Annotated in this window: 10 protein-coding genes; 1 reads left to right on the top strand and 9 read right to left on the bottom strand. The window is 56.2% G+C overall.

What is annotated here, in order from left to right:
- Positions 1-36: 36 nt before the first annotated feature.
- Together HOV93_RS06380 and hmpA are read right to left on the bottom strand one after the other, a co-directional pair.
- A complete protein-coding gene (locus HOV93_RS06380; protein WP_207395648.1) occupies positions 37-357 on the bottom strand; it encodes a cupin domain-containing protein in 321 nt (106 codons plus the stop codon).
- A gap of 35 nt (positions 358-392) precedes the next feature.
- Positions 393-1649: an NO-inducible flavohemoprotein gene (gene hmpA / locus HOV93_RS06385; RefSeq protein ID WP_207395649.1), complete on the bottom strand. Its 1257-nt coding sequence runs from the start codon at positions 1647-1649 to the stop codon at positions 393-395.
- A gap of 143 nt (positions 1650-1792) precedes the next feature.
- Here hmpA and HOV93_RS06390 point away from each other — a divergent pair, with 143 nt between their 5' ends.
- Positions 1793-2212: an RrF2 family transcriptional regulator gene (locus HOV93_RS06390; RefSeq protein ID WP_207395650.1), complete on the top strand. Its 420-nt coding sequence runs from the start codon at positions 1793-1795 to the stop codon at positions 2210-2212.
- Positions 2213-2954: 742 nt separating this feature from the next.
- Here HOV93_RS06390 and HOV93_RS06395 read toward each other — a convergent pair.
- From HOV93_RS06395 to HOV93_RS06425, 7 genes are all read right to left on the bottom strand, one after another.
- Positions 2955-3806 carry a sterol desaturase family protein gene (locus tag HOV93_RS06395; RefSeq protein WP_235989896.1) on the bottom strand — a complete coding sequence of 284 codons (852 nt, stop codon included), beginning with the start codon at positions 3804-3806 and terminating at the stop codon, positions 2955-2957.
- Positions 3807-3822: 16 nt separating this feature from the next.
- Positions 3823-5163: a TIGR04283 family arsenosugar biosynthesis glycosyltransferase gene (locus HOV93_RS06400; RefSeq protein ID WP_207395651.1), complete on the bottom strand. Its 1341-nt coding sequence runs from the start codon at positions 5161-5163 to the stop codon at positions 3823-3825.
- Positions 5160-6203, bottom strand: a complete 1044-nt coding sequence (gene arsS, locus HOV93_RS06405; protein ID WP_207395652.1) for an arsenosugar biosynthesis radical SAM (seleno)protein ArsS — start codon at positions 6201-6203, stop codon at positions 5160-5162. The genes HOV93_RS06400 and arsS overlap by 4 nt, the downstream gene beginning before the upstream one ends.
- A 69-nt stretch (positions 6204-6272) precedes the next feature.
- Positions 6273-7433: a methyltransferase domain-containing protein gene (locus tag HOV93_RS06410; RefSeq protein ID WP_207395653.1), complete on the bottom strand. Its 1161-nt coding sequence runs from the start codon at positions 7431-7433 to the stop codon at positions 6273-6275.
- A 117-nt stretch (positions 7434-7550) separates the two neighbouring features.
- Entirely contained in the window at positions 7551-9107 is a 1557-nt protein-coding gene (locus HOV93_RS06415) for a mercuric reductase (RefSeq protein ID WP_207395654.1), read from the bottom strand.
- Between the two features lie 13 nt (positions 9108-9120).
- Positions 9121-10053, bottom strand: coding sequence for a TVP38/TMEM64 family protein (locus HOV93_RS06420; RefSeq protein WP_207395655.1), 933 nt, complete (start codon positions 10051-10053; stop codon positions 9121-9123).
- Between the two features lie 203 nt (positions 10054-10256).
- On the bottom strand, positions 10257-10880 hold the full coding sequence (locus HOV93_RS06425; RefSeq protein ID WP_207395656.1) for a hypothetical protein: 624 nt from the start codon (positions 10878-10880) through the stop codon (positions 10257-10259).
- Positions 10881-11228 lie beyond the last annotated feature (348 nt).

Below are 11228 nucleotides of genomic sequence, written 5' to 3' on the forward strand. Positions count from 1 at the left end.
CAAGGGGGTGGGGTAGGTGAGTCTGAGAAAGAAGGGTTACTTGTCGGGGGCGATGGTCAGTAAGAGGACCGAGTCTTCTAGGGCGTGCACCGCATGCGTTTCACGACTGGCCAGGTGAAGTAGATCTCCTGGTTGCAGTTGCCGCGGATGGCCTTCGACGGAAAAGTCCACTTTACCTTCCAGGCATTGTACCACCAGCGGCCCAGGGGCACGATGTTCTTTGAGTGCCTCTTCGGCTTGAAGCGAAAGGCGAACGACTTTCATGCGGTCGGAAAGGAAAAGGACAGTCGACCGGACGGGGCCGAAGTCTTCCTTTAATGAACGAATCATCGTGGTTTGTGTTGATGCTGGTTCCATGATGTCACCTGCCAGGTTATCAGAAGGGAAAGGAATCAAACGCTGGCGACCATCGGATCGTCGGCATAGGGCAACGAAATTTCTTGACGCGGGCCGAAGAATTCAAAGTGTAGTCGCGATTCATCGACTCCTAAGTTCTTCAGTTGGCTATACACGGTCTGCATGAAGACCTTGGGGCCGCAGAAGAAAAACTCGGCATCCTCCTTGGGCAACCACTGGCGAAGTAGTGTCTCGTCGACGATGCCCACGCGATCGCATTTTCCGGTGGCCAAGTCATCGTCTAGCGGTTGGTCGTAAATCACAAGCGTTCTCGCCCGATCATTTTCTGCCAAGCTAAGCAGATCGTCTCGCAAGGCATGTACCTGACTATTGCGGGCCGCTTGCAAGAAGTAGAGCCGGTTATCGCTCTGGTTCTTGTGCAGCCATTTCGCCATGGCCATCAACGGAGTGACACCAATCCCGCCTGCGAGAAGCACGATGGGTCGATCTCCGATGAGTTCCGGATCGAGAACGAACTCGCCGCACGGAGGGCCTAGCTTAAGGGTTGCCCCCGGTGCGATTTGGTCGTGGAGGTAGTTCGAGATTATTCCCGCCGGAGCCTTATCGTGAGGAGCGACTTCTCGTTTAACGCTGATGCGGTAGTGTCCACAATCGGGACGATCGGAAAGGCTATAGTTACGTGGCGAGGTGGGGCATTGTGGGTCGTCGACTTTCACCGTGATGTATTGCCCCGGCCGGTACGTGGCAATCTCTCCCTGGTCGGCAGGACGCAGGTAAAGCGAAGTAACCACGTCGCTTTCACGAACCTTCTTGTCCACAATGAACTCGCGGTAGCCGTTCCAGCCGCCTGGGGTTTGCCGCTGCTGGGCGTAGATTTGTTTTTCCCGGTCGATGCAAACGGTGGCCAGCAATTGGTATGCCTCAGCGACGGCGTCAATGATTTCATCGGTGGCCGCATCCCCCATCACGTCCTGAATCGCGGCGAGCAAATGCTTGCCAACAATCGGGTAATGCTCTGGAGCGATCCCCAGCGAGCAGTGCTTCTGGGCGATCAACTCGACGGCTGGCCCCAACGCTGCCAGGTTATCGATGTGCGTAAAATAGGCACAGATAGCACCTGCCAGGGCCTTTTGCTGCCCGCCAGAGTGTTGGTGAGCCTGATTGAAGAAGGCTTTGACTTCAGGGTCCTCCTTAAACATCCGCAAGTAGAAATTCCGCGTGATCGCTTCGGCATTGGCGGCGACAGCAGGCGTGATGGTTTTAACGATTTCGATTGTTTTTGCACTAAGCATGATTTGAACTCCTGGGGTGGCCGCCGTTGTCGCCAGCAGACGCACGAGGTAAACTTGAATAACTACATCTAAAGGTATAGTTCTTAATAGTACACGTCAAGGTGTAGATTTTGTGATAGAGATAAATTTTGAAGGGCCGCTCGATGATTTCTAAGACAGCCGAATATGCTCTTCGGGCGGTTGCCTGTCTGGCCGCCGAAGGGGAGCCAGCTTCGGCCGATCTGTTGGCCGAGAAAACGAAAGTTCCGCGACGATATTTGCATCGCGTCTTGCAAGACTTAGCCGCCGCTGGTCTGCTCACTTCACGGCGGGGACCAGGGGGCGGCTATGAAATTATCCGGAACGTTGACGAAATCACCATTCTTGATGTCGTCAACGCTGTCTCACCGTTGGAACGAATTCGCGAATGTCCACTGGGCTTGGTTTCTCACACCGAGCTATGCCCACTACATGCGGAACTCGACAAGGCCTATGCAGCAACCGAAGAGGCCTTTCGAAACGTAACGATCAAGCAACTACTCGAATCGACCAGCCCGATCATTCCGCTATGCGACATCAACTAAGGCGATGAAGCGTAACGTTGTCGTATTGCCATCCCAGTCTTTGGTCCCCTCGCCCCCGTATTCGCACAGAGAGGGTTAGGGTGAGGGGGGATCCCGCCTGGTGACAGCGCATGCGCGAACGAAGTTCCCGAACGATTCAGAACGTGTTCTTGTGGTCTTTGTCAGATGTTGTTCAGGAATACCTCGCCCTAGCCCTCTCCGTTCGAGGGAGAGGGGATAAGAGAAGAGAGCCCTATTTTGATGTAGGGTGCTGAGCAGCGCAGCGAATCGCACCAGGCACAACGTTGTCGCGTTGTTATTTGATGGAGACCGCATTCGGTGCGATACGTTCCGCTTCGCGTCTCTGCTCACACCCTACCCGAGGTTGAGGGGCCGGGTTGTCAGGGTGGCCCGCGCTCTTTGGCTTGATCCTGGTTCGGTTTAACAGCGGTGGAGGCGCTCGGTTCGTGTTTTTCAGGTTTTTCGTGGTGATGGGACATAATGGTGCTCTTATATGGTGTTGGGTTAGTAGGGCCCGCGTGCCGCGGGTCGCGAAGCGGGTACCAAGCGTCCGACCCGCGACACGCGGGCCCTACGTTTTGCTGCTTGTACAGCAGCGAACGGGTACGGATTTCGTATGCCTACAAAGAAAATAGGCATGGTGCCGGGGAAGCGTTCCCTAGGCATGATTTAGATATACCAGCCTGGTGTAGCATATGTATAGTGCTCAAATGAAAATTTTTTCAGCAATGCGAGATTGCGGTTAACTATCCGAATCAGCTTGGGGGGCATCGTCGCGGCCGATCGCGGTTGAATCGGGGGTCTTGTGAAACGGTAGCAGCAGCATGCCTGGCAGTTGTTCCACCTGAGACTGGTCGCGGTATTCGTTGAGCCCGATGTCCATTTTGTCGTGACCTAGTTCCGGCTGGTCGCGGTAGGTGCCGAGCAGGAAGTCCCACCACGGCAGGTTGAATCCGAAGTTGCTGTTCGTTTCGCGGCGTATAACGGAATGGTGAACGCGATGCATGTCCGGCGTTACCACCACGCACCGTACGATGCGGTCGAGCCAAACGGGAAGCGACACGTTGCTGTGGTTGAACATCGACGTGGCGTTTAACAGTACCTCGAAAACGACGACCGCGATCGCCGGCGGCCCCAACACAACAACGACCGCTAGTTTGATGAGGGCCGATAGTAAGATTTCCAGCGTATGGAATCGCAGCCCTGTCGTGACATCAAAATCGAGGTCGGCATGGTGCACCTTGTGAAGTCGCCAAAAGAGCGGGACCGCATGGAACATGACATGTTGCAAGTAAATGGCCAGATCAAACACCAGAACGGCCAAGAAGATTTCGACCCACAGTGGCCAGTCGATCAGGTAGAGAACACCCCATTCTCGCGACTCGGCAAACAGGGCCGCGGCCACGGCGGTGATCGGCAGGACGATCCGGGCGGCAATCGTGTTGATGACGATCAACGCTAGATTACTAAACCAGCGAGACGTTTTGGCCACCTTCAACGCGCGGCGTGGTGCGAAGAGTTCCCATGCTGCCATCGCGATTAATACGCTCAGAAAGCAGGTAAGCCGGACGATCATCTCGACGTTGGGAGACATACTCTCTTGCAGCACCTTAGGAGGATGACGCCGGTTTGCCGCGGTACCACGTTGCCAATCGCTGGGGCGAAATTCCGATCCGCCAGGCCAACACGATGGCTTGATTCAAGCAGGTTGTCTGCACGACGCCTCGTTTTTGCCAACGCCGTGCCGAGACGGTCATTGCATCATTGGCCAGCCCGATCGGGCCACGCTTGCGAAGCCGCTGCACAAATTCAAAATCTTCCATCAACGGCCAGTTACGAAAACCGCCTAGCTCGTAAAAAGTCTGCGAACGGAGGAACAGGCCCTGATCTCCGTAGGGGCGTTGAAGCATGCGCGAGCGAAGATTGGCCAGACGAGCCACCATCCGCAGCCCTGGCGTATCGTGGTCGATCTGCAGACGAAACGCCCCTGCGACGGCCTTGCCGCGTAGCATGTTCTGAATGATGTCGTCGTAGCGGACCGGCAGTTGGGCGTCGGCATGTAAAAACAGCAGCGTTTCGCCGCTCGCGATCGCCGCGCCGGCGTTCATCTGAATACCCCGACCACGATTGCATACGACCACCTTGGCTTGGTTCTCGCTGGCGATTTCGGCAGTGTCGTCGGTGCTTCCGCCATCGGCGACAATCACTTCCAGGTCCGACTCACTGACGCAGCGGCTACGCACGAATTGCAGTGTGTCGGCCAGGCGTTCTGCTTCGTTGAGCGTCGGAATCACGATCGAAAGACGATTGGCTACCTCGCTGGGCAAAATGCCGTCGATCAATTGTGGTGTTGCGCGACATCGGACGAGGTCTTCTGGGGTGTCGATATCGGAAAGAGGGGCCAGCAGTTTTCGCTTTAAGCGAAGGGTGTCTATCTTCGTCAGCGTCTTCAAGAAAACCTCGGACGTTCCCCAGGGGATCTCTTGGAAAAGACTCGGCTGAGGCTTCTTCATGCCGATCAAGTAGTAGCCGCCATCCTCGGCCGGACCCACAACCACGTCGTGGTGCTCTAGCTGATAGGCTGCTTCTTCCAAGGTCGCCGCATCGAGTTGGGGACAATCCGCACCGATCACGATCACGCGATCCGCGTCGGTTTGAAATGCCGCGTCGATTGCATGCTGAAGACGTTCTCCCAGGCCTTGTCCTTGCTGAGGCATGTAGTCGATGCCGTCGCCGAACATGGCCTGCATGGCGGTGGCGTCCCTGCCGGCGAACTGCACTTGGACGACGCTTGGCACACGCTTTCGAAACGTGCGCGAGGTATTGAGCGTCTGCGTGGTGAGTCGTTGTTGAAGCAGCGCGGCCCCTTCAGCACCCAACGCGGAAATCAACCGTGTTTTGGTGTTGCCTGGCTCGGGATAACGAGTGAAGACTACGAGCTGCGTTTTCATGAGACGACCGCGCCTTGGCAGCTGGAACCATTTCCGGCCGTGCATCCGAAGCAGTGTCTGCCGGTGGCGATGGTGCGGTGGGCCAGGGCATCCCAGTCCAGGTTTTCAATCCGGCGACTCGGGGCGGCAACGGGTAGTTCGAGCATCTGATTGAAGTCGCAATCGTAGAGATTGCCCAGCCAGTCGACCGAGAGCATGGTGCGACACATGACGTGGGAAACGGTCTGCGGATTGAAGCTCTCGACGAGCTTCCGCATGTAGGTTTCGTATTGGTCAGACTGAAGCAGGTCGTCTAGAAAGCGGCTGATGGGCAGGTTGGTAATGGTGTGCAGCTGGTTGAAGACAATGTCGTAGCGAGACTTCAGTTCTCGGCGATAGGCGACTTCGAGTTCCGCTTGATTGGGCGGCAGCGAAGGACCGACCGGGTTGTAAACCAAGGTGAGCTGCAAGCCGCTATCGGCCTGGCCATAGCCCAGCGTGTTAAGAATACGCAGCGCATCGACCGACCGCTGAAAGACACCATCGCCGCGTTGGCTGTCGCAGTTGTCTTCCAGGTAACAAGGAAGCGAAGCGACGACCTCGACGCGGTGGTCGGCCAAAAACTGGGGCAGGTCGCGATAGCCGTTGGCGACCAGAATGGTCAAGTTGCAGCGATCGATGATTCTTCGATCTAACGCATGGGCTTGCTCGACGAGCCAGCGGAAGTTGGGGTTCATCTCCGGGGCACCGCCGGTGATGTCGAGCGTGGGAATGTCGAACCGTTTCAAAGCCGAGATGATCGCTTCGGCGGTCTCGCGGGACATGCTTTCACGTCGGTCGGGGCCCGCATCGACATGGCAATGCGTGCACGTTTGGTTGCAAAGCTTGCCGACGTTGATTTGGAGAACCTGCACGCCAGCGGCCTTGAGCAGCGGTAGTTTGTGCTGCGTGAGTGCATCGTCAAAGTGAGGGGCGTCTGGGACTTGGCTACCTTGCAGGATTTCACGTTGCGCCTGGGCCTGGGCAAGAGTACTTTGGCGTCTGACGAGTGATAGTTGCATCGATTGGTGGCTTTCTCGGCGGTGGAAGATGTTGCGCTATCTTTTAAAGCAAGCGGTCGGCGCCGGTGCTTAGCAGCAATCATCTCCGCAGTCGCTAGGTGCTTCGGTGGTGGCATCGTAGTCCAGGCCTTTGCTTTGGCGAGGATGACGGCGGGCATTCCCCCGACAGGCAAAAGGCTCGGCATCGTCCAAGGGAATTGTTTCCCTGGGCTCGACGGCGTCAAACATCTCGGCGTAGGGCTCGGATTGAAGTAAACGAAACGTCTTGTCGCACACCGCCATCCGCTCGCCGCGATGGTAGGTGTGTCCATCGTCATCGTTGACTTTCGAGAAAGGCCCCCGGTAGATGACGGCCTGATTGCGTTCCAGGCAGGGACCTTGCTTTCCTTTATAGGCCATGACCGTCAAGGAGCGAAACTCGATTCCTTCGACAGTCTGCCAAGGCTCGGCTTGGCGTTTGACGATCTCGATCCCGTGGAAGCCTGCGTCGGCAAATGCGTTAAGAAATTCGTCTTCCCGAAACGCACCACTGATGCAGCCGGACCAAAGGTTCGGATCCTTTTTGAGCGACTCTGGTACACTTTCGTCACTGACGATGTCGCTAATCGCCACGCGGCCGCCTGGACGAAGGACGCGAAACATTTCGGCAAACAACGGGCGTCGGTCGCTAAGTCGCACCAGATTCAAGACGCAGTTGGAAAGAATGCAGTCCACCGAATCATTCTCGAGCAGCGGGTGCTCGCTACGAATTCTTTCAGTCGCATGCCGTAATGCATGGTAACTGTGCAGGTCACTTGCTGGCTGCGCGGCCAGGATTGTCGCAAGTTGGTCCAGGTCGAGTTGCAAATCTTGAATCATGCCGTTGCGAAACTCGACGTTTGCATAGCCAATACGCTCGGCGACGGTCGGAGCATGCTTCCGGGCGAGATGGAGCATCTCGGGATTGCAGTCGACGCCAATAACGCGCCCTTCCGGGCCCACCATCTGTGCCGAGATGAAACAGAGCTTCCCCCCTCCACTACCCAGATCAAGTACCGTATCGCCTATGCGAACAAACGGGGTGGGATCGCCGCAACCGTAGTCGCGCTCGATGACCTCGTCGGGGATGACTTCTAAGAGCTTGGTATCGTATTGGACGGGACAACAGAGTGCCGCTTCGCGCTGTTGAGCGGCACCCGCATATCGCTGGGAAACGGCCTGGTCGCTATCAATGATTGGGGTAGTGGACATGGTCGAGTTTCAAGGTCCCAGGGAGTATAGAGGCGTCTGATCAACGGTAGCTCGATCGAACGATGAGCCATGCGACTGGCTTACCATTACCTAAGTTCTACTCAATTGCGACCGAGATTACCGTGACCAGCTTAACCAACGTTGAAAAAGTGTTTTCACCCAAGGGGTTAGTCGTGTGCGGCTGTACTGATCGCCTAGCTTGCGAATAGCCTCGGTTTGCGTGGGATAGGGGTGGATTGTGCTGCCGACTTTGCTGAGTCCCAGCCCGTGGGTCATGGCGAGAGTGATCTCGGAAATCATCTCACCGGCACTGGGGGCTACGATGGTGGCACCCACGATTTTGTCGGTCCCTTTTTTCACGTGAACTTTGACAAAGCCTTCGGTTTCACCTTCGAGGATCGCTCGATCGATGTCGGCGAAATGTTGCAAGTAGGTGTCGATGGCCACTCCCTTTTCTTTCGCTTGATGTTCGCTGAGTCCGACGTGGGCGACTTCCGGGGTTGTATAGGTACACCAAGGAATCACGAGATCGGTCCAGCGTTTACGGCCGAAAAAGAGGGCATTCTGGATCACTGCCCGGGCCATGAAATCGGCCGCATGGGTGAACTGGTAAGGAGAGCAGATATCACCGGCGGCGAAGATGTTGTTGTTGGTGGTTTGCAGGCGGTCGTTCACCTGGACCCCCTTGTCGCTATAGTCTACGCCAACCGCTTCAAGGTTTAGGTTCTCGACATTTGGCTGACGACCAGTCGCGAGGAGAAGCTGATCCACCGTCGCCTGACGGCTTTCCCCGTTGGCTTTCCAACTGAGGTGGATGGGTTCGCCTGATTCGACTTTCAGGTCGGTCATGCCGTTTTGAATATCGACGCCGTCACGCTGCATCGCCTGAGCGATCAGTGAACCGGCGTCTTCGTCTTCTTTCGGCAGCAGGTGCAATGAGCGTCCAAGCAGGGTGACCTGAGAGCCCAATAGCGAAAACGCTTGTGCCAGTTCGCACCCAATGGGGCCTGAGCCAACGACGCCCAATCGGGGTGGTAACTCGGTCAGTGAGAAGACACTTTCGTTGGTCAGGTAGTTGACTTGATCGAGCCCTGGGATGGCCGGAACGGCTGCCCGAGCCCCGGTCGCGATCACGGCCTTCTTAAAGCTGAGACGTGTGCCGTCGACTTCAATGGTTTGCGAGTCTATGAACTGCGCCTGGCCAAAATAGACATCGACGCCAAGCTTTTGAAATCGGTCGGCGGAATCGTTCTTGCTAATATCGGCTCGCAGGGTCCTCATCCGCTGCAAGACTTCGCCGAAATCGACAGATCCTTGCTGAGATGAGTTGACGCCGAATTGCCCGCTGCGGCGTTGATGCAAAACCATGCGCGCGGCGCTCACGATTCCTTTGGAAGGCACGCAGCCGACGTTCAGGCAATCGCCCCCCATCAGGTCGCGTTCGATCAGGGCGACTTTAGCGCCGAGGCCTGCGGCTCCTGCGGCGGTGACCAGGCCTGCCGTGCCTGCCCCAATTACTACCAGGTTATATCGCCCGGAAGGTTGCGGGGGCTTCCAGTTTGCCGGGTGCACATTCTCGACGAGCTTGCGATTGGCCGGGTCGTCCGGGCTTGTTTGAGGGAGCCTGGGAATGACGGCGTCTTGAAAGAAGTGCGGCCTGTCCTGGTGAGGCATAAGGTTTTCCTGTTCACAATGCTTCGCGGGGATGCGTGTTGAGCCAGGCCTCGATCTGGTGAGAGTTTGCTACCAGCAATACCAGAAACAATACGAAACTAACCAGTAGGATGGTACGTCCTACATACCTGGGCATTGGCTCTTTGGTTTCGGGTTGTTCCGGGGCGTCGGTCGATTTCGACTCGGTCTCTTTCGAATCGGAGACCTGACTTTTAATTTTCGAGCTGGCCAGGCGGGCAATATAGACACTTACCACGAGCGTCGCCGCCAAACCGATGCCCAGTAAAACCCATTCGGCCAGCGTGCGTTCGCGCTGCTCTCCGAGCGCCGCCCGCGTGATGTGCCCAAGGTAGACGTAAAGAAAGGTGCCCGGCAACATGGCCAGCCAGCTTGCGATCACATAGGGCCAAAATCGAACAGAGGTCAGTCCGTAGAGATAGTTCTGCACGTTAAAGGGGATCGCTGGTGACAATCGCAACAAGGCGACGATCTTCCAGCCCCCTTCGCCGATGGCACTGTCGATCGCGGCGAAAAAGGGGTAGCGTTCTGCCCAATGAGCAACTCTGTCGCGTGCAGCATACCTCGCGATAAGAAAGCAGAGCGCCGCGCCGATGGTGGCACCGATCGAAACAACCACCGTACCGATGCCAAGCCCAAAAATGGCCCCTGCGAGTAAAGTAAGGATGGTGCCGGGAACGAAAAATACGGTGGCCACAATATAGGTCAACGTCAGCACCACCGGCCCCCAGATGCCCAGGGACGAGATCCAGTTCTCGAGTGACTTCAGCAGGTCTTGCGTGGGTAAGCTGCGAAATAAAAGAATCAGGCAGATCGCCCCAACGAGAATCGCGATCCAGCGAATACCGCGCAGCCATTTTGCTACGGGGTCTGCTAGATCGTTGTTCGAAGCATCGGAATTTGATTCGCGGTCGAGTTGGACGCTCATTCGTGACTTAGACGGAGTGCATCGGCAACCATTGGTTATCTTGGCGAATGCACTCTGGGATGGTTGATCAAAGGGACAACCCTAAAGTCTACCTGAACGGCGGTCTTGCACAGCGTGAAATCTCGAACACTTCACGCCGGACGGTAGCAAGAATCTAGCGGAATGACACAAGTCGGCCGCGTGTTTAATGGCCCATTAGCTAACTAAACATTCCGCAGGCGGTCGAAGAAACCACGCACGGTCGATCCAAAGTGGTGATCGGCCTCGTGACGTTCGTGTTGCTGCTGAAAACTATCGAGCTCATGCAGGACACTCAGGCGGGTATGCTGATCTTCCAGGCAGATCGGTTGACCGGTGTGGTTCGATACGATGTGCTCGAGCGTTTGGCTATTGAGCTGGTTACGAGGAATGTGCACCTGACGAAAATCGGAACCCGAGCCACCGTTGGACGTTTGTTGCATGGGTGGTGCCAGGACCGGTGGGGGTGTTGGTAGGCCTTCTGGCGTTGTGCCAGGCGATGGGTTCGGGCTCCAATCCGGCGTTGGGCTTGCCGCAGGGGTGGGTACCTGATGAGCAGGATACGCCTCGTCATACGGAAGGTAGATTGCACCGGTGTAAAAGTCGACGGCAAATGCGACGACGCCGGGGACAAAAAAGAACAGCATCCCTAGTCCGTTGAACGCGGCGACCTTCCAGTCGATTTGATGGGTATGCGGTTGCCCAACTCGATCGGAATACATAATGGAACCGCAGCCGCTCGAGAACAAGGCTACCGGCGCCAGGGCCACCGGGGTCGTGAGAGTTTTCAGAAATTGTCGTCGCTGCATTCTTTACTTCCTTGGCCAAATCAGTTCCGCAGGTTGTTGCGGAAGCGTTTGGTCGAAACGTCTTGCCCCAACAAGGGTATCGACTCTTAGGATTGTGCCAGTTGAATCGAATTTGAGGCCAGGATAATCTCAGCAAACGTTCTTCCGATCAAGACTTAAACTCCCGAGAAAGGGTGTGTTTGGGGACCGATAAAAGCTCGTTGCTCCAAAGAGGAATGACGCGATAGCACAATCATTTAAAGGTTCTAAGGAATAGTGCGTGATTTCGTACGCTGCGAGTTCACGTCGATCTTCGGCAAAGAGTCCGTGAGGCGCAGGTCGGGGTTTGAATGTTCGACGGCGAGAGAG

The organism is Bremerella alba, assembly GCF_013618625.1.
Classification (GTDB): Bacteria; Planctomycetota; Planctomycetia; order Pirellulales; family Pirellulaceae; genus Bremerella; species Bremerella alba.

Excerpts from the sequence above, each read along its gene's own strand:
- HOV93_RS06400 (WP_207395651.1), bottom strand. The coding sequence starts at position 5,163 with ATGAAAACGCAGCTCGTAGTCTTCACTCGTTATCCCGAGCCAGGCAAC.
- HOV93_RS06380 (WP_207395648.1), bottom strand. The coding sequence starts at position 357 with ATGGAACCAGCATCAACACAAACCACGATGATTCGTTCATTAAAGGAA.
- HOV93_RS06410 (WP_207395653.1), bottom strand. The coding sequence starts at position 7,433 with ATGTCCACTACCCCAATCATTGATAGCGACCAGGCCGTTTCCCAGCGA.
- HOV93_RS06390 (WP_207395650.1), top strand. The coding sequence starts at position 1,793 with ATGATTTCTAAGACAGCCGAATATGCTCTTCGGGCGGTTGCCTGTCTG.
- hmpA (WP_207395649.1), bottom strand. The coding sequence starts at position 1,649 with ATGCTTAGTGCAAAAACAATCGAAATCGTTAAAACCATCACGCCTGCT.
- HOV93_RS06395 (WP_235989896.1), bottom strand. The coding sequence starts at position 3,806 with ATGTCTCCCAACGTCGAGATGATCGTCCGGCTTACCTGCTTTCTGAGC.
- HOV93_RS06425 (WP_207395656.1), bottom strand. The coding sequence starts at position 10,880 with ATGCAGCGACGACAATTTCTGAAAACTCTCACGACCCCGGTGGCCCTG.
- arsS (WP_207395652.1), bottom strand. The coding sequence starts at position 6,203 with ATGCAACTATCACTCGTCAGACGCCAAAGTACTCTTGCCCAGGCCCAG.
- HOV93_RS06420 (WP_207395655.1), bottom strand. The coding sequence starts at position 10,053 with ATGAGCGTCCAACTCGACCGCGAATCAAATTCCGATGCTTCGAACAAC.
- HOV93_RS06415 (WP_207395654.1), bottom strand. The coding sequence starts at position 9,107 with ATGCCTCACCAGGACAGGCCGCACTTCTTTCAAGACGCCGTCATTCCC.